An 18,635-nucleotide genomic window follows, 5' to 3' on the forward strand; every position below is an offset into this window, starting at 1 on the left:
CCATGGATTTGATGCCACTGGCATCAAATCTACTGAGGTCCACCGCGTTTGCCACGCAGTTGGCGCAGCTCATTCAGGCACGCTTGTGCGAGGGCAGACGCGGGTTCGCCCTGTTGTCGAGATGGCCGCGAGGGAGCGGGTGGAGGTGATTCTGCAATGGGTGAAGGTTCGGCCTGACCTGCCCAAGGACGAAAGTCACCTTTCAGTGCGCGCTGGATCAGGCCCATCAGATACGCCGCTGGCTTGCGGATTCCACCGGCCGCACAACGTGCTCCCGCTTCGTTGAGCACCGCCTGCCGATCCGCTGGTTTGAGCTTGTTCAGCGCCACGGCGACGGCCTGACGCTCGCTTGGGCTCAGGTGCAGCGCAGCGGGCCAGTGCAGGTTATCCACCGCTGCGGTCGCGCGCGGTACTGTACAAATACTTTCTTTTAATACAGTACAGGCGGCGTTCGGATTCCGAACGGTGTCTGAAACATTGACGTTCAGGCCCGGTTCGGAATCCGAACGAGGGCCTGCACGATTCCGAACGCGGTGATCTTCCTCCCGTTCGGAATCGTGGAAGGCATCAACGGCTGGCTGATCCAATCCTTGCTGCGTCCAGTGTTCGCCCCAGCTGTCGAGCCGCGTCGGTAACCGATCACGATCGATATTCGTGTCCTGGCGGACTTCCTCCACAACGTGCTGAGCGACAATACGCACCGCCTTCGTCGCATGACCGAGGGCATGCCCGACCAGCGCCAGGTAATCCTGATCCAGTTCCATGGCTTCGGCGGGGGTTAACGGCTCATCGTGCAGAACATACAGAGAACCTTGAAGACGTCCGCTGAGCTGATCGCGTCCGCGACTCACCAAACTGAGCCAGCGCGTCAACCTGAGCATCGTCAACACCCGAGCAATGGTTTCACGGGAGGCTGACGCACCGTAGGGCACGCTCGACAGGTAAGGCTGCAAATCCTCATAGCGCGGCGTGACCACGCCCTGGCCTTGCAGCATGAGTCGAAACACCTGCCAGGCATTGCGTTCCAACGGCGTCAACCGACTATCCAACAGCAGCCGACGTGGCACGACTTCGTGAGATTGGCCACTGAATAGAAAGCCAGCTTGCAGGGCCTGGTTGGAGGGTTGTTCAGTGGTAGGGCGTACGGGCCAGCGTTCACTCAGATGCTGGGTGCATTGCTGCAGGACACGCTGCCAACGACTGAAAGGGGCTGTGTTCATGTGCCGTTGCTGTACTGGTCGATTTGTTGCCAGACGATGGTCAAGCTGATCTGTTGCTCCTCCGCCAGCATCATCATGGCGTCGAGCTGGTCCTCGGTACTGTCCTGAGCGCGTAGTTGGCACCAACGCTGCCAGAGCGCATGCTCCTGCGCCTCGCTCAAATTCTGAGGGCGACCTTTTCGGGTTTCTATCTTGAGCAGACGTCGACGCAGGGCGGTTTCCGAATGCGCCAAGCCAAAGCATTGGTACATGATGGTGCTGCTGGCGCCGAGCTTGAGCGCGCGGTTGATCAAGCGCTCGTTCTGCTCGTCACGTTCGGCTTGCTCGATCAACCGATGCAGCACCGGCGAGTCAATCTTGATCTCAACCCAGGGGATGGTTGCATGGGCCAGGCGCGACAACGTAGTGGGCGGTAAGGATTGCAACAGGTAGATGTCGTCCTCACCCAGTCCGAGTGCCTTGCAGCGCTGCAGGTTACCCTGGCGCAGCTCATGCAGTATCTGGGTCAGCATGGCCTGGTTGAGCACATTGAAGGACAGGTTCATGGCAGCTCCTTCGGTGAGCTATCTTCAGGGGGAATCGTTAAGTCGATCAGACGCCGGGCCAGGCGGATCAGGCGATACAGTTTGATTAACAGCCTGTCGGGCAGCCGCTCCAGTCCCACGTCCACGGCGGGACGATTTGTGAGCGGGAGTTGATAGATCCCCAGCAACAATTGGCCGAACAGCGCTGACGGCAGTTGCTTACGATCTTCCCAGTTGACGTCGTCTTGAGCGCGCAGCAGGGCCATGAGCAGTAGGTGAACGCCGGTTGCGTGAGGCGCTGCAAGATCAACTCGCTCGATGTTCAGGGCGAAGCCCAAGCCAAGCGGCTGACCGATGATGCTCTCGGGGTATCCGGCATAGGCCGCCATTTCTCGCGCCAGTCCGGCAATGGCTAAACGCAGTTGTTCGGGTGTATCCAGCGTTGGTGTGATCGTCCAGAGGTCGTCGATTGGGCAGGTTTCGACTGGAGACGTCGCTTTGGTGGCTATCTCGCGATCGATTTGCTCACGAATCTGTTGAACGCGTGATCGAGGATTGACCGCTGGTGAAACATTTGTTTCGGGTTCTGCGAGCAGTTCTTCTGAAACTGACTCTATCCTGCTCTCGACCTGGGTTGATTGTGATTCAGTGTCGGAGGAGGGCGGTTCTGCCGCGGCTTCATGTTCGCTTGGCGGATAGATGTTCTCTGAGGGCGTGGTAGTGACAGCCCCAGGCGTGGATACGACCCGTTGGGTATCGCTCAGCTCCAGGGCCAGCATACGGTAGGACTGTCCGAGCAAGCGGCTCATGCGTTCGAGTAATTCATCCTGGATCTGCTCAAGATCAAAGGATTCAGGATCGCAATCGAAGTAACCCATGGTTTCCAGCCAGAACTCTGCAAATGCAACTGTGGCAGTTGGATAACGGTTCCAGATTCGCTCAGCCTGACTACGTAGACCGATCAGACGCTCTATCTGAGGCTTACCCAACCCGGCATACAGAGTTTGTGGAATGGCGGGTAATAAGTGTTCGAGGGTGTCCAGCATCCGGCTGATGTGCGACTGTGAAATCGGATAGCCCCCAGCGGCAAGACGTCGAGCCAGCTCCCGTTGTGAGAGCTGTGGGCCATCCGATTCAAGCATGGTTTTGAGTTTGGCTACCGCCAGAGCCCGTTCGATGAACGTGAGTTGGCCGTGCAGATCGCTTTCCGCCAAATGGCCGAGTAGGGCGTTGGTTTCATTGCTCCAAGGTCGGAACAGGCAGTGAATCCGAAAGAAACGCTCGTCGCGAGTTTCCTGCCACAGCTCGCCGAGAATCGCCAAGCGCGTATTACCGCCGTTGCGGATGATGAAATAGGTTTCTCCCGGACGACGGGTAATCGGCGGTGGTTGATCCAGCCCGCGTTCACGGATCGAAGCCTTGATATCGTCATACAGCGGATTACGAATGAATCGAGGGTTGTGTTCGTAGGGCCGCAACTGCTCCAGAGTGACCAGCATAGACGTGTCAGTAAGTGGATCGGATAGCCGCTCCAGTTCTGGACCTCGAGGGAAGTGGTCCTGGTGCAGCTTGTCGGTGATCTGCGCCTGACTGAGCTTCTTCATCGGAACAACCTCAGTTAACGCCGGTTACGCAAATGGTCACCGACCTCGAACTTGACGATCTTGGCAGTCCCCGAACCTTCGAAATGTCTGGAAAGCTCTGCGAGGAGCCAACCCATGGCCGAGCGTCCACCCTGCAGGCGAAAGACGACAGTGCAGTATTCATCGCCAGATGGGTGGTGTGGTCGAGTGAATGGTGGAGCGATGATGGGAAGTTGATCCAACATCAGAAGACTCCTTGCCAAACGCTGTTGGCTATAAGGTCGAGCAAACACAATGATTGGGCGAGAAGTGCCGGCATGGTGAATGGTGTCATTTAACCTCCGTGCACCTGCCCACCCTAGAAATCGCTTCGCGCCATTCCGGAAACAACTCGATGGCCAGCGCTTGCATGGTTTCCATCGCGGATGGCGAGCGTCGTTCCCGTGACTGGCGTGTCTCGACTCGGTGGACCGGTAGGCCAAGGGAGGCGGCGTTGAGGTACGCCACTCGCTCCGGAATTGCGGTGTCTAGAACCGAGATGTTGTTAGCCCCTGCGAAGGTCTCGCGCAGGCCACGGATGATCATCCGGGTGTCCACTCGAATGGCATTCACCTGGTTCAGGAGCAGTCGTAAGGGTGGGGGTGGAATGCCCAGGTGGCGGAAAGGTTCGAGTTCGCTGAGTAGCTTCAAGGTGCCACGCTGCAGTTCGCGGGCGGCGAGCATTTCCGGGGTGATGGGAGAGAGGGCAAGGTCGGAGGCCAGGATGGCCATCTCCAGCAGCACGCTACGCGCACCTTGGGTGTCGATCAAAAGCAGGTCGTAACGGGCGCGGAAGTTGTCGAGCAGATTGCGTAGGCGTAATCGCCCGTCAGGGGCGTGCAGCAGCAAGGTACTCAGTCGACCTTGATCGTCGTTGGAGACGATCAGATCGAGCCCTGCAATCACTGTCCTGGAAATAATCTGGGCAGGCATAGCTAGGTTGAGTGCGATGAACTCGTACGCACCGACATCAGCCTTCTGGCTCAAGGCGTAATAGCTGGAGAGGGTGGGTTGGCTATCCAGATCCAGTAGCAGGACGCGTAGGCCTGCGTCAGCCAGTAGGCCGCCGAGATTGGCGGCTACTGTGGTTTTGCCCACCCCGCCTTTGGTGGAAACCACCGATACCACACGCATGGCATCAGGCCTGTTTGCCTAAGCGTTCAACGACCCACTGCTCGATTTCTAGCGAGTCCCAGCCGACTGCCCGCAATCCAATGCGTTTAGCCTGAGGGAATTTACCTTCCTTCATCAGGTTGTAGATGTGCGCGCGTTTGAAGCCGGTTTTTCGCTCCACCTCGTCACGTCGCATGATGTGGCGTTCTACCTGCAGTTGAGGTGCTTCAACGATGGGTAAGGATTGGCTGGACATGCTGGTCACTCCTGGCGCCGATTGGCGCGTGGTGGGAAGTGACCTGAATTGAATAGCAGAATTGGGGGAGAGTCATTGCACTGCAATCAGAGGTATTGCAGTGCAATTGCTCCACTCAGATATCTTTTTTGAGTATGCGATTGGCTGCGGCGAACTTTGCATCCAGCGTGCGTTTGCTCAGGCCAGGATCGTCTTTGCGATGAGCTGAGATGGAATTGACGATGGAGGATTGACTATCAAATACTGAGTGCGGTTTACCTGATGGCGAGTGTCCTAAGATTAGTTCAAGCAACGCCCCTATGACTTTAAGGTAGCCGATTTCACTGCGGTCACTGAGTTTACTGTTGGACTTTAGTAACTGATGGATATTTTCTCTTTCCAACCCCATTGCTTCAAGCTCATCGAGTAGTTGTTGATAAGACGCTTCTATATTTTTTATCCGCAATTGCATTGCATCTCGGTCGGCTTGTAAGGCCAGATAGGTGCCAGGGCTGATAGCTCCTTGTTGGTTGAAGGACTGTTCGAAAAGAAAGCTTGGTCTTTGGTCAGGGTAGTAGCGCGCCATCCAAACTCTGAGGTCAGTATGGCGGATAGTTATCTGACTGCAATCGATGGGCGTGCCAATCGTGACCGACACGCCGAAGCAGCCATAGGCCAGGTCGCCATGGCGAATGGCATCTATAATTTTTTCGGTATTTGCCTGTAGGCACGGCCATTGGGGGAAGTATTTTGACAGGAGCGCAGGACAGTCCCAAGCCGATTCTAGTATTTGGGTTTCATGAGCCATGAGATTGCACCAGCGTATAGCTGCGTCAATGGGCCGATAAAAAATTTTTGCAAAAACGTTGTAGCTGTCGGGTTCATACATAGGAGCAGCCTCATATTTGAGGGAACAGATCCGCTAACTACGTTTTTATGGCCTTTACTAGCTGGGCTTCCGTGCGGCAACTGTCCCTTGATTCGGTTTTATTTGTTGGTAAATCGATATCCTTTTTTTCGTGAGAGATCCGAGCATTAAGCACCTAATGCACTCTGGTTATCGAGTTCTTACGCTTGTTTCAATTGACGATTTAGACGCACAGCACCACGGTGCTTCTCCCAATAACCTATGCATCGCTAGACTTTGAAAGAGCTTATTCTGTGGTGCAGCAACTGACTTTGCTTATTCAGGAGTCGTGCTCCATCAGCCAGGTCATTGACATAGTGGGAGACTCCATCACTCAGTCGGTGAATGGTGATGATATTTTCGTTCACCGTTTCCGCGACAGTACTCTGCTCCTGAGCAGCCAAAGCAATGTGTTGGTTCATTTCATTGATGCCCTGAATGTTTTCGCTGATTCGCGTCAGGAACTCACCGACTTGCCGTGAGGTGCCCACCGCATCCTGCAGCGCATTCTGGCAACCCTCCATGGCTTCTCGTGCCTGATGCGCTGCGCCCTGTAACTGGGTGACAATATTTTCAATGACTTCGGTCGACTGGCGGGTCTTTAGCGCCAGGGCACGGACTTCGTCAGCGACCACGGCAAATCCTCGTCCTTGCTCACCGGCTCGTGCGGCTTCGATGGCAGCGTTCAGGGCGAGGAGGTTGGTCTGCTCGGCGATCCCGCGAATAGTGACCACCATCGCACCGATCCCCTCGCTGTCTCGCATCAAGTCACCCAGTTTCAGAGCGGTATGGGCTATCTGTGTCCCCAGGCGTTCGACCATTTGCTGGCTGGCGTCCATCATGGCGTTCCCTTCGCAGACATGGGCTGCCGACTCGCGTGTTTGTGCGCTAGTGCTCGAGGCGTGTCTGGCAACCTGGATGGCGGATCGAGCGAGTTGCTGCACGGAAGCGGCTACGGATTCGACCTGCTGAACCTGCTGGGCGGTAGCGTGCGAGGTGTGACCAGTTGTTATGTCCATTTCACCGGCATGCTGATCGAGAGCGCTAGAGACGAGCCCGACATCCGCAATCAGGTTCGATAGCCGTTCAAGCACTAGGTTGAAGTTGCCAGCCAACTCACCAATTTCATCAGGGCAACTGGCATCTAGGCGTTTACTCAAGTCAGCTTCACCTCGTGCTATCTGCGCCAGGCAAAGGCTGACCTCTTTGACTGGTCGCAGAATGTGACGCCGGGTCAATAGCCACACAGTCCCCAAGGTAGCGAGCAACAAAACTGCGGTGACTGCCAAGTTTTGCAGTAATACAGTTTTCAGGGTCGTTCTCAGCGCCTGGTTGTTGAACTCAATATCCAGCATAGCCAGCGCCTGACCATGATGCATTACCTGTGTGTTGAGCCGGAAGGAGACATTAGCCGCGTTTTTCTGACTGACAGAAGTTGAACGTTGCGTACGGGAATCGCGCACCGTTAGTCCATTAACATCGGGGGCGCGCAACAGTTCATTCAGCAAGTTTTCGATCTGAGCCTGATTACCACTCGCGAGCGGTTCGCTTAGGGATTGTGCCGCAAGCTCAAGTAACGTAGTGGCTTGCCTGAGTTGCTGTCTGCTCAACTCCCGAGACGTGAATTGATAGTTGAGCGTCGCGACAGCGAGTGAAACGCAAAGCATGACCAGTGTGAGCGTCATCATCATTTTGCCTGCGAGCGAATATTGCATCATGGATCTCGTTTTATTGGCGTGGTCTTTCAGCAGAAACGATGCAGGGTTAATTTCATCCTGATGCGACTCGCGGCATTGCGGAGTAGGCGAGATAATCGGCGAAACGCGGATCTGAAATTTGTGTAGAATTAAGAATTACTGAGGTAGCACAAGTCATAGGCGATCTCGGTGTGAACGACGGATATGTTCTCGGTAGCGCTAATCTTCAGTGCAGCCGGACAAACGCAAAAGACACACGAACGGCTATTGTGCTCGGTAGGAGTTACCTGCAGATTGCCGTTCAGCTCGTTGAGGCCCACCTTCCATTTGTCGACCCACTTCCATATCCAATATTTATTTCGACGAACGGTTAACTTGGAAGCCAACGCGTCCGTGGCGGGGAAGAGTTGAGCGCCACCTCGACGTATCGCTACATCGAGGATAATGCTCTTGACCTCAAAAGGTGTGCGCGTAACGTACCTGCACGACGTAGTCGTTGCGTGCGCGGTTCTCTACTTCGGTCTCACGATAAGTGTTGAACCAGACACCATCACCATCGCCTACTTTCCAGAACACCCCAGGGCCAATCCCAAGCACTTTTTCGCGAGAGTCGGCGAGGCGGTGACCATTGACCTCATCATCACTTATTTGTTTGAAGTAATACCCATTGAGGCCAACTGAGACGTTGGGTATCACTTCATAGGAGGCAGTAAAGTTAATCCATGCTGCTTTGCCTGCCTGGGTATCACGCACAGGCTGACCTTCGAACAGTTGCACTGAACTGCTGGCTGGGTCCTTGTTTTTAAAGTTTTGCAGATAGTGCAAGCGCCAGCTCACTTCCCAGCGGGGTGCGGGCATCCAGGTCGCCGCCCAGTAAGGATTGATCGAGTAGAAGTTAGATCCTTGGTTGAGGTCCTTGTGTTCATCGTATTTACCGACGGGTAACAACACATCCAGTGCCAGGCGCTGGACGAAAATAGGTCGTCCATGCTCATCGACAATAGGATCGAACTGCACCAGCGGGCCGGTGGTGACGTCGCCAACTCCAGTGGCGTTGTCCTTGAGTTGTGGACCGTTGCTACCAAAGTCACCGTCGAGTGAAACGATCGGCACAATGATGTTCCAGCCCAGGTGTGCGCCCGCGCCAATAGTGTTGGGCGAGTAATAGCTGAGTTGGTTGATCAGGCTGGTGACATTGATCTTCGGGTTATCAAAGTCTTTGATTTCCTTACCCGAGTTATTTCGAATCGAACTGGCGCTGGTGTACTTCAAGTATTGCTGGAACGAAAAGCCGGGCAGGCCGGCAAATCCATCGTAAAAACTGGTGCCTCCCAGATTGATCCCGTTCGGCTCCCCAACGCTAGGCGGTGGAGGGCCGTTGGCGGCTACAGTTTCTAGGGACGAGAGAGTGGCGAGGACTAGGCTCTGTACGTAAAGTATTGTCGCAAGCACCGCATAGCGCAGGCCAATGAGACCATCGCCGCAAAACTTGTTGCGAGCTTGTCGAAGCGCGTCACGATGCGACGGTTCTCCTTCAGCCAGCCAAACATGCGTTCGATGATGTTGCGCTGCCGATATTTGGGGCGATCAAAAAGTCGAGGCAATCCTGGCTTGGTTTTGCGCTTCATGCTTCGCAACGGAATGACTGGCTGCATGCGATAACGATCACAATACTGGCGCAGCGCTTCAGCGTCGTAACCCTTGTCAGCCAGCAACCAGCGGCAACGCTTGCGTGGGCGACCGCGCAGGCTGGGTATGCAAGCCTGATCGAGTAGCGGTTGGGCATAGGCTATATCGCTGGCTTGTCCGCCTGACAACAGGAAACGCAGAGGCACACCATTGGCGTCGCACAGCATGTGAATCTTGGTCGTCAGGCCACCCCGGCTGCGCCCGAGCGCGTGGTCTTGCGGTTCTTCAAATCCCCTTTTTTCCCGGCACCTGATGAGGCCCGGGTTGCTCGTACGGCAGTGGAGTCGATCATCCATGTTTCCAAGTCAATCAAACCCTGCTCATTCAATCGGATATGAAGACGCTTGAGCATCTGATCAAAAGCTCCGCAATCACGCCATCCCCGGAACCGTTGATAGATCGTTGACCAAGGGCCGAATCGTTCGGGCATGTCTCGCCAGGCTGCGCCAGAGCAAAGCACCCAGAGAATACCGTTTAGCATCAGGCGATCATCGGCCCGAGGGCGCCCGGTGCGCTGATTTTTGGTGAAGATATCTGCAACCAGATCCCAGGCTGCGTCGGGGAGTTCATACCGCTTTGCCATCTTGGCCTCCTGGCTTTAATGGCGGTGTATTTTACAGAAAATCGTATTTCTTGGGTTTACGTACAGAGCCTAGCAAGGCTGGACAAATTTTTTTTATTGTGTTCATCGTTGTTGGCTCTATTGTTATTTTTTTTGGCGCTATTTGGTAATTCCCAGAGTGCTTTTGCATCAAGCAATCTGGTACCAATGTGCTTTTGGCACATTATTTTTTTGCTTGCGTGGTACCTGGGCTCGCGGCATCAGACGCTGAGGGCTTTGCTCTGAATCGATGGAAAGGGCAACCCGCGACTTTCGCCTGCTCGCTCTGCTGATCTGGTGTTTTAGATGCACCCGCAGCGCGCTTGGCGGCATGCGCCACTTGCCGGCGTTCCGTGAAGGTGTCCTTCGGATCAGGGATCACCTTTTCCCCCATCCACAGAAAACCGGCAGTAAACAAACGCAATGCTTTCCTGGCCAACGGTGAGGGTCGTTTGAGTTCGTAGGCGCGGATCAGATGATCGGGATAAAGACTGATCACCCAGGCAAATACCAGAGAGTGTGAGAACTTTGGAAAATAACGATCGGCGAACTGTTGGATTATTGCTCGCGCCGCCGGTGGGCCCATGTCGTGTTTGGGAACATCCTCACTTTCCCAGCGATCCATGAAGGCCATGATTCCATCAAAGGAATCAGGGAAGCCTGTAATCGCTTCGCCCGTCCCGGCGTTGCGAAAAATGGTTGACATCTGGTGCCAGTATTTAACAGCGGCGAGCTTCTCTTTTTCGCTCATGCCCGCCATACCTACGCGTTGCATCAGGCGATGCATGCCGGCTGCTTCATAGCAAAGCGTGTAGACGTAGGTGTCGTTGCGGCTGAAGCTCTCGCCAAATCGCTGAGCGTAGTGGGAGTGTATTTTGTTTATCGACTCAACGTTTTCGCGGGTCTTGTCGTGGTGTGAACCGTAATGCCACCAAACCTGCATCTTCCAGGATGTGTCATCGGAGCGTCTGAATGAGTTTTTTAGAATTTTCCCGTCACCGTTGTCAATGAGAGGCAACGCGTCCAATTCCCTTACGAAGAAGTGAGGGAAAGTGACGGCGTACACAAGATTCATGATGAAGTCGGTTGGCCGATAAGCCGCAGAGAGTTTCCAGATCTCGTCATAGTCGGTAGCAGGGTCGAGCTGATCAATACGCGCGGCGATCCATTTGCGGGTCATCGGGTTTTCCTCTTATTTTTGTTGTCATCTCACTGGGCGCATGGTCATTGCGCTTCCTGCGGATGGCTTACAAGTTAGAAGAAGTACCGAGCGCAGTCATTAGGCCGGAAAACCAAAATAATGATTGGTTTTGGTATTGCAGTACGGCGGCCCTCGAGCGCTTGAAACGTGCGTTGATGGTCTATCGACTGGGATACATCAATCTCACTGTTTACCTGTTTCTATTCCCTTTCATGCTTGAGGACACGGCCCTCGTACTGGGTGATCAGGTGCAAGGCGCAGCGTATTTCGAGCTCTCGTTGCTTGATAGGACAACCCAGCAGTAGTTCTATCTGTTGCAGTCGATACACTAGCGTGTTGCGGTGAATACCTAGCGCTTCAGCACCGTGGAGCAAGCTGTTGCCTGACTGCAAGTAAGCGCTGAGTGTTTGGCGGTAGCCGCCGGCTTTCTCTGATTTGTTTGCCAGAGGTCCGAGCACGGAGTCGACATACCACGCGGCCTTTTCAAGATCCTGACCGACCAGGATCGTCAGGACATGGTCAGCCCAGCGCATGACGCCTTTGATTGGGGAAAGGATTGCAACGCTACTGACATCTCTGGCTTGAAGATGAGTACGCCTGAACCCAGCAGGGCCCTTCGCTGGTTCACCCAGTGCACATTGAGTTCCACTTAATTGCCCCAGTGTTTCTTCAAGTCGTTTCAGTTGGGTCGGAGTAGGGGCGCGCGGTGTACTGACCCAAGCCCATGTCAAATGCTGAGTGAAGGAAACTACCAGCGGTGTATCGCCGATGATTGCATCTTGTAAATTGCGTTGTAACTCACCCAAGTCTGAGCTGAGCTTGGTGTTGAGATCAGAAATAATGATACCGACATGGAAATGCTCAAGATCCAGGCCATGATCTTTTTTGATTTGCTTTAGCTCGAATGGTTGAAGCGCGCCCGCATTGCCGATCAACTTTTCCACAAGGGCGCGGCGTCTCGCGATTTGACTTTCCATCAGCACCTGACGCTCGTCCAGGTAGCACAGCACAAAGTGCTCGATGATTTCATCCACCACGCCTGCACCGTTGGTGACTAACCGTTGAACCGTTGAGGGTGCAAAAGTCCTGGACGCCGACGCGGTGAAAAAATGATTGACCCAGATAGTCTGGTTGGCTCGCATGTTTTTGACGATGCTGCTGAACGGTACTTCGCGACGTGCAGCTTGTCGCGCCATTGAAGGGATCAATTTCAGCGTAAAGTGCTCACTGTTTCTCGATAACGAACTCATGAATATATCGAGGATGAGCGTTTCAAGGTTGAGGCGTATCTCTGGCGTCGGCAAGTCAGGCACCGTTTGAAATTCGTCCTGCAAGCGCTTGAGGGAACTGGCGGCCTCCTCAAGCGCCCAGGCCACCGCACCTTCACCCATCTTCAACACAGCATTGGTCAGATGATGCTGACCAATCACCGCCTTGGAAAAAGCGTCCTCGACCGAGCCTTTTGGCTGCAGGTGAGAATAGAGATCAGTAGTCAAACGGTACTCCCTGTGAGTCGTAATGATTATTTATGTACGCATCACGCAGCCGCCCGTGGGGATCCAGCGCACTGTGATTGCAGTATAGCGTCGCGGTGATACTGCAATACCAAAAACGCCGTCGAGCTTGGATGGACAGACCGGAGACTGGCCCGGGGCGAGGCCCTATCGTAAGTGGTGGTGTTTTTAAATCGAGAGCACCCAGACGTTGCGCCATGAGCGCTTCTGTCTGACGACTGAAGGCCGCTGATCAGAGGCCTCTATTTTCGTATTCACTATGTGCACTCAAGCGAAGAGAGGATCTACATGTCTGCCCCTAAAAAGTGGATTCAAGCCAAAATCCAAAGCCTCGACCCAAGCAAGGATTACATTGAAATCTGGCGTTTATCGAACAGCTACGGGCTGAACGACTTCATGCAGAACTTCATCTACGCGTTGACCTTCCCTAATTTTGTCGTCACCGATTGGGGCTCCAGAGCGGTCTGGCGTGAAGACGGTGGCAAAGTCGTTTCACGGTCCACCTCGCGTGTAGAGCAGACCGGCAGCGCCAATGCGCTGTGGTGGTTCTACGGTCCTGAAGACAGCCGCACCATCAAGTCGGTTGAAGGTATTAATAATCTTCATGCGCATTGGGCCAAGCAGTATCCCGGTGCCTTTTCTTATAATGACGATTACGTGTACGTCTGTGCATTCACCGCCATCACAATGCACCGTCTGAAGTTGAAGATGGGCGCCCCGGGCCTCTCCGAGAACGAGAAGATTGCCGCGCACTTGTTCTGGCGTGACATGTGCAAACTCTTCCGTGCTGAAAACGATCAGCCGATCACTGGTTACCCGGATAGTTTCGACGCGCTCGTGGAATTTTGCGAAGCCTTCGAAAATGCTCCAAAACCCAAGCTTGAACGTGGCAATCTCATTATCACGGCGATTCATGAGCAGTTTGTCTTCCGCTTCTTCCCCAAGGAGTTGCATTGGTTTGGCCATCAGTTACTGCGCGCCATGTCATTGACCACCACGCTCGACACCATGCAGGTCGACCGCCCTGACCCCGCCGCGGCCCAGCTTTTGCCGCAACTGGCCGGCTACATGATGGGCATGATGGAAATGAATGCCGACGATCCGACTGAAGCCTATATCGAAGAGCGGATGAACATGTCCAGTGAAGATAAAGCCGAAGTGCGAAAGGGCATCCAGGCGCTGGACAAGCAATTCCCCGAGCATTACGTCGAAACGTACAAGAACGATCCTAAATTTGTCGGTTGCCCTTTTCATGCCGCTTTGGGCGATGGCGTTACACCGCAAAATGCAGCCGACAAACAAAGCATCAAGTCCATAGAGGCTCAGGTAGCGGCTTTGGGCGGCGACGAGTAACGCCAACTCACCTTGTTGCCCTGCATGACAATCAGCCCCGACAGGGGCTGACTGCGTGGTGCATTAAAAAGGGTAGTGGTGACCACCTGGCTGCCAGGTCACCCAGTGTGCGCGAGTGAATTCATCGACGGCATAATGACCGTTGAAACGCCCGAGCCCGGAGTTCTTTTCACCTCCGAAGGGCGCGTTTGGCTGGTCATCGACGGTGATGTCGTTGATGTGCGTCATGCCGGCGACGATGCCACGAGCGAACTGCAACCCGCGCGCCATGTCTTGGGTGAATACCGCACTGGACAACCCATACTCGCTGGCATTCGCAAGTCGCAGGGCGTGCGCTTCATCGTCGGCTATGAGCATTGGTAACAGTGGGCCAAATGTTTCATCTACCGCCAGGGCGTCATCGGCTTTTACGTTGCCGAAAACATGCGGTGGGAGCAACAGACCGTTGGCTGAAGCGCCGAACAGTTTAGTCAGGCCAGCGCTGTGTGCCTGATCAATCTTGCGTAACAGGCCATTCAATTGCGATTGATTGACGACAGGCCCAATCACGGTGTCCGCATCATTAGGGTTACCCACTTTCAGCTTGCTGACCCTCTCCACCACAAGTTCTGCAAACGCCGGGTATAAGGTGCGATCAACAATCACTCGGTTGACGCTCATGCATATCTGCCCTTGATGCAGGAAACGGCCGACCACGGCTGCGTGAGCTGCCACTTCAACGTCGGCATCATTCAGCACCACCAGTGGCGCGTTACCACCGAGTTCAAGAGCAACGCGTTTGATGTGCTTGCCACCCGTGGCGATGCGCCCGACATTGCGCCCCACGTCCGTAGAACCGGTGAACGAGATCAGCCTGGGTACTCGATGTTCCACGAAGGCGTCACCGATTTCCGATCCGGCGCCCACAACAACGTTGATGGTGCCCGCAGGGAAGCCCGCCGCCTCCAGTAGGTAGGCGATCAACAATCCGCCGCTGACAGCGGTATCACTCGCAGGTTTCAGCACTACGGTATTACCTAATGCCAAGGCCGGAATAACGGAGCGCATGCTTAGATAAAGCGGAAAATTCCATGGGCTGATCACCCCCACAACGCCAAGTGGATCACGGAACACAAAGCTCTGTTCGCCGGGCTTGTAGCTGGTCAAGATCCGACCCTCTACTTGCATCGGCATGCTCGCGCATTCTCGGACCAGGTTCAGCGTGCTTTGCCACTCGATGCCAGCCTTGATTCGAGTGCTGCCCGACTCTTTGATGAGCCAGTCGATAATTTCTTCACTGCGCTGCGCAACGATAACGGCAAGCTTTTCAAGCAACATAACCCGTTGGCCGGCGTGTAGCGCAGCCCACTCCAGCTGTGCCTTTTCGGCGGCCAGATAGGCTTCATCCAGATCGGCGACCGAGGCGAGCGGCATGTCCAACAGCAACTCGTTGTTGAAGGGGTTGCGGTTGTCCAGGCGTTTGGTTGAGCGACCTGGCTGCCAGCGGCCGTTAATGTATTGATGACCTTGAATGGCAAATGGAGCGGGTGCGTTCTGGTTGTTCATTTAGGCGACTCGATCAATTTAATGGATTGACTTCCCTGCAAAATCAGGTGCGCATCCAGGCGCGGCCCCAGGAGTTAAGAGTGTGCTCACTCTGCGGCCATACGCCGGCTTCACGGTCTGCTGGCGCCAGTTCAAGTTCGGCCGAGAATTCCAGTCGGTTCCGATCGGCATCGACCACCATGAAAAACAGATTGTTGCCCGGACCATGACGGCCAGGGCCGAAGAAAATGCTGATGCGCTCCTTGGCAAACCGGTCGCCCCAATCACGAATGTCATTCCACTCATTGGTTTCGTAGCAATGGTGGTCCCATTCATTCTTCGAACCGCGGAAAAAGGCGAGGGAGTGATGCTCGTCATCGGAGCGCAAGAAACACACCATGACCTGGCCGGTTTCCTGGTCAACCACGTTGTCGGAAATGGTGAAGCCAACGGTGTTGACATAAAAATCGACGATCGCCTCAAGCTCGGTTGTCTGGAAGACAACGTGCTGCAACCTCGACGGCATGCCTTGCAGATCAGCACTTGCATCGGGAAGTGCTACGCCAAATATCGTCTGGCGACCCTGTGGATCCCGAATGGCAAACGCGCCTGGCTCAAGCAAAGGCGAGGTCACCGGGTCCATCTGGCATTTACGCTCATTCAGGTTCTGACGCAGCGCTTCCAGTTTGGCATTGGAGTGGAGGTTGAAGGCCGCGGCCAGCAGGCCACTGTGATCGGCTGGCGAAATGATTGCCGCGCGTTTAGGCCCGCGCATCACCTGACTTCCGTCTGTCTGTGGTGAGGCGCGCATGTCCATCATTCGCGTATAAAAATCTACCTGGCGTTGGGGTTCTTTGCTTGCCAGGTGCAGGTAGCACAGTTGAGCAGGCGTCGAAGTCTGAAGGGTTGTCATGGAAAAACTCCGCGATCAAATAGTAACTGGGGAATGGGCGGTATTGGCAGCCGCGACGGCGACTGTCGTAGCCTGTGCAATGCCCAACACGGACTGAAGAGCCAGAGCTGTTTCTGACTCCTGAGCCTGGTTAAATATGGCGGCGACATAGCGGTCGGGACGTAGCAGCAGGAAGGTGCTGACCTCGGTAAACAGTGCGCTTAGTTCACCGTTGCGATCATGTACGATCGTGAACCCCGCCAAAGGCGGCGGAAGCGGAGCGTCTTGTGGAATGATCACGATGCGTTTGGCATCCAGGTGGTCCCAGAGCGGGTGCTGCAATTGATCCATGCGTTGGCTGTGAAGGTCGCCGTATTGAATTAAGGCGAAGCCAGGGCCGACATACTCATCCAGCAGTCGCGCGCCGCCTTGCGAATCGAAGAGTGTCGGCTGCGGGAACATTGTTCCGGCGCGCAGGTTGCCGGCCTTACCTTGGGATAACACCAGGCCCTGGGTAAAACGAGGCTTGGGTTTAAATTTCATCTGCAGGAAGTAATCGCGCAGAGGCGGTATCAGCCCGATCACACGGAAGGTGCTGGTAATGAGCTTGGCGCGCAAGGTCGAAGCTGGCGCCATGACCACCCCGAGATTCAATGCCAGCTTGATCAGCGCCCAGGCATGATCGCGGCGTTCGCTTTCATAGGTCAGGAGGGCGCTTTGCGCCATTTGTCCGCGGAGTACCGCCACGAGCTTCCAAGCGATGTTATGCGCATCGCGCACACCGCTGTTCATGCCTTGCCCCGCGTAGGGCGGGGTCAGGTGCGCAGCGTCCCCGGCGAGAAAAACACGACCGTCCTGCCATCGAGAAGCGACCCTGGCGTGGAAGGTGTAGACCACTTTGCGCACCAGCGAATAGGCTTTTTCACCCCGAAACGGCCGCAGCAGGTTGCCGAGGCTGGTGTCGCTGAGCATTTGGTCATCAGTCTCGTCGTCTTTGAGCATGAACTCGAAGCGACGTGTCTGATGAGGGCCGGGCACTTCTACGACAGGTCGCTGCGCATCGCAATACACACGAGTCTGCCAGAACGGGTCATCGTCCTGATCCAGATCCACGACCAACCATCGGGACTTGAAGCTGGAACCCACCATATCGATACCCAGTTGTTTTCGAACCGGGCTTCTGCCGCCATCACAGGCAACCATGTACTGGGCGTGCACCTCAACCGTGTCACCGGCCGCATTTTGTATTCGAGCGAGAACGCCTGAGGCGTTCTGTGTGAAGTCGATCAGTTCATGGCAGAAAAGCGGAGTCAGGCTAGGGAAACGCTCCATACCTTGCATCAGCGTGCGTTCGAACAGGGGTTGCCTGAACGCATTGCGTTTGGGGTAGCCGTATTGCTTGCCGACAGGTTCGACCTTGCCAAAGCAACGTCCCCCTGGCTTGTCGAAGTAGTGAACGCCGTAGCCTTTGACGACGTCAGCCAACACGGCTTCATCCAGCCCGGCTGCCTGCATGGTTCGCAGCGACTCATCGTCGATCGAAACGGCACGCGGTTCAGTCACGGTGCCGGCTTTACGATCAAGGATGGTCGTACGCACGCCGGCCTGCCCTAGGAGGTTGGCCAACGTGAGTCCTGTCGGGCCGGCACCGATAATCAGTACGTCAGTATTCACGGGTGTAAGGGTTGTCATTTTTATTCCCTCGGTGACCGCCGGGCTGGTCAGTCCAGTACTTCTGGTCTGTGCGCCAGCGCGGTCATGAGTTGTGAAAGATTGTCGGCAAGGGCGAGGATTTGCTGGCCTTGCACTTCATCCTGTTCGCTATCGCGTTGCGAGGTCGGGCGCACGCAGCTGATGCTGCCCACCACTTTGCCGTCGCCATCGAATATGGGGGCCGCGAGGCCAAAGACGTCAGCATCGACTTCGCTGGTGCTCAGCACATATCCCTGGCGGCGCAAGCGTTGGAGCGAGCGCCGGAACACCTCCCACGTCTTGCCAAGGTTGCTGGACTCGATGTCACTCGGGTTTTCCAGAAACAGTTGGCTTTGATGCCGTGAGCCCATGTTGGCGAGGATCGCTTTAGAGGTCGCCCCCATGAACAAAGGTCTTGGCGATCCTCGCGAGTAGCTCACTTGGTTGGAAAGGTTGCCGGTTTGATGGACACAGACCACTTGATCCTTGAACAGCCGACACACCAACCAGGCTTGCTCGGCACCCCATTGCGGAAAGGTCGACTCCAGGGAGTGCGCCGCGCGTACCAACGGATCACTGGCGCGCAGTTGGCGATCCCAGGTGATGATTCTCGCGCCCAGCGCATAGCGACCGGCCTCCACTTGAAACAGCAAGTTGGCCTCGGCCAGTTCGCGTACATAACGGTAGGCAGTGGAGCGTGTGAACCCCAGCGCATTTCCCATCCCGTCGACCGTCCAGATGGGATGGTGCTCGGTGAACAGGTCGAGAATTCGCAGCATCCGCTCCAGGCTGGAGCCTTTGCTGTCTGCCAGGTGCTCGGTGGTGTCTTCGGAATCAAACGGTCTTTGCAT

At 55.2% G+C, this 18,635-nt stretch carries 16 protein-coding genes and 2 pseudogenes; 1 reads left to right on the top strand and 17 read right to left on the bottom strand.

The features are described from left to right. Nucleotides 1–29 precede the first annotated feature (29 nt). The 13 genes and pseudogenes from FIV39_RS14105 to FIV39_RS14160 all read right to left on the bottom strand — a co-directional run bounded on the left by FIV39_RS14105 (nucleotide 30) and on the right by FIV39_RS14160 (nucleotide 12,305). Complete coding sequence (locus tag FIV39_RS14105; RefSeq protein WP_090406435.1) at nucleotides 30–1,220, bottom strand: STY4528 family pathogenicity island replication protein; 1,191 nt, start codon at nucleotides 1,218–1,220, stop codon at nucleotides 30–32. Further along, nucleotides 1,217–1,765, bottom strand: coding sequence for a DUF2857 domain-containing protein (locus FIV39_RS14110; RefSeq protein ID WP_020300885.1), 549 nt, complete (start codon nucleotides 1,763–1,765; stop codon nucleotides 1,217–1,219). Before FIV39_RS14110 ends, FIV39_RS14105 begins: the two co-directional genes overlap by 4 nt. Beyond that, on the bottom strand, nucleotides 1,762–3,348 hold the full coding sequence (locus FIV39_RS14115; protein WP_090406431.1) for a ParB family protein: 1,587 nt from the start codon (nucleotides 3,346–3,348) through the stop codon (nucleotides 1,762–1,764). The genes FIV39_RS14110 and FIV39_RS14115 overlap by 4 nt, the downstream gene beginning before the upstream one ends. Before the next feature lie 14 nt (nucleotides 3,349–3,362). Beyond that, nucleotides 3,363–3,572, bottom strand: a complete 210-nt coding sequence (locus FIV39_RS14120; protein ID WP_076964377.1) for a hypothetical protein — start codon at nucleotides 3,570–3,572, stop codon at nucleotides 3,363–3,365. 85 nt (nucleotides 3,573–3,657) lie between these two features. After that, nucleotides 3,658–4,500, bottom strand: coding sequence for a ParA family protein (locus FIV39_RS14125; RefSeq protein ID WP_020300883.1), 843 nt, complete (start codon nucleotides 4,498–4,500; stop codon nucleotides 3,658–3,660). Nucleotides 4,501–4,504: 4 nt separating this feature from the next. Further along, nucleotides 4,505–4,735, bottom strand: a complete 231-nt coding sequence (locus FIV39_RS14130) for an AlpA family transcriptional regulator (RefSeq protein ID WP_020300882.1) — start codon at nucleotides 4,733–4,735, stop codon at nucleotides 4,505–4,507. A gap of 115 nt (nucleotides 4,736–4,850) precedes the next feature. Beyond that, entirely contained in the window at nucleotides 4,851–5,603 is a 753-nt protein-coding gene (locus tag FIV39_RS14135; protein ID WP_069551383.1) for a hypothetical protein, read from the bottom strand. 248 nt (nucleotides 5,604–5,851) lie between these two features. Then, nucleotides 5,852–6,640 carry a methyl-accepting chemotaxis protein gene (locus tag FIV39_RS33920; protein WP_371101270.1) on the bottom strand — a complete coding sequence of 263 codons (789 nt, stop codon included), beginning with the start codon at nucleotides 6,638–6,640 and terminating at the stop codon, nucleotides 5,852–5,854. A gap of 69 nt (nucleotides 6,641–6,709) precedes the next feature. Continuing rightward, nucleotides 6,710–7,339 (bottom strand): annotated as a pseudogene (locus FIV39_RS33925) (HAMP domain-containing protein); the annotation flags it as partial. Nucleotides 7,340–7,774: 435 nt separating this feature from the next. After that, nucleotides 7,775–8,758, bottom strand: a complete 984-nt coding sequence (locus tag FIV39_RS14145) for a SphA family protein (protein ID WP_090410070.1) — start codon at nucleotides 8,756–8,758, stop codon at nucleotides 7,775–7,777. Next, nucleotides 8,737–9,590 (bottom strand): annotated as a pseudogene (locus FIV39_RS14150) (IS5 family transposase). Before FIV39_RS14150 ends, FIV39_RS14145 begins: the two are co-directional and overlap by 22 nt. A 202-nt stretch (nucleotides 9,591–9,792) precedes the next feature. Beyond that, nucleotides 9,793–10,788 (bottom strand): hypothetical protein, encoded by a 996-nt coding sequence (locus FIV39_RS14155; protein ID WP_090406428.1) that lies wholly within the window; start codon nucleotides 10,786–10,788, stop codon nucleotides 9,793–9,795. A 221-nt stretch (nucleotides 10,789–11,009) separates the two neighbouring features. After that, a complete protein-coding gene (locus FIV39_RS14160; RefSeq protein WP_090406423.1) occupies nucleotides 11,010–12,305 on the bottom strand; it encodes a PucR family transcriptional regulator in 1,296 nt (431 codons plus the stop codon). A 306-nt stretch (nucleotides 12,306–12,611) separates the two neighbouring features. On the opposite strand from FIV39_RS14160, the gene FIV39_RS14165 reads away from it, so the two are divergent. After that, on the top strand, nucleotides 12,612–13,676 hold the full coding sequence (locus FIV39_RS14165; protein ID WP_020300876.1) for a hypothetical protein: 1,065 nt from the start codon (nucleotides 12,612–12,614) through the stop codon (nucleotides 13,674–13,676). A 63-nt stretch (nucleotides 13,677–13,739) separates the two neighbouring features. Here FIV39_RS14165 and FIV39_RS14170 read toward each other — a convergent pair whose 3' ends face one another. From FIV39_RS14170 to FIV39_RS14185, 4 genes are read right to left on the bottom strand one after another with little or no spacing between them, the layout of a single operon-like run. Then, nucleotides 13,740–15,221, bottom strand: coding sequence for an aldehyde dehydrogenase family protein (locus tag FIV39_RS14170; protein ID WP_047531102.1), 1,482 nt, complete (start codon nucleotides 15,219–15,221; stop codon nucleotides 13,740–13,742). 43 nt (nucleotides 15,222–15,264) lie between these two features. Further along, a complete protein-coding gene (locus tag FIV39_RS14175) occupies nucleotides 15,265–16,113 on the bottom strand; it encodes a VOC family protein (RefSeq protein WP_090406420.1) in 849 nt (282 codons plus the stop codon). A gap of 15 nt (nucleotides 16,114–16,128) precedes the next feature. After that, the gene (locus tag FIV39_RS14180; protein WP_167361124.1) at nucleotides 16,129–17,784 is read right to left on the bottom strand and encodes a bifunctional 3-(3-hydroxy-phenyl)propionate/3-hydroxycinnamic acid hydroxylase; all 1,656 of its coding nucleotides are present in this window, start codon (nucleotides 17,782–17,784) and stop codon (nucleotides 16,129–16,131) included. A gap of 29 nt (nucleotides 17,785–17,813) precedes the next feature. Next, nucleotides 17,814–18,635: an IclR family transcriptional regulator gene (locus tag FIV39_RS14185; RefSeq protein ID WP_090406417.1), complete on the bottom strand. Its 822-nt coding sequence runs from the start codon at nucleotides 18,633–18,635 to the stop codon at nucleotides 17,814–17,816.

Origin of the sequence: Pseudomonas grimontii, assembly GCF_007858185.1 — a bacterium.
GTDB classification, from domain to species: Bacteria; Pseudomonadota; Gammaproteobacteria; order Pseudomonadales; family Pseudomonadaceae; genus Aquipseudomonas; species Aquipseudomonas grimontii.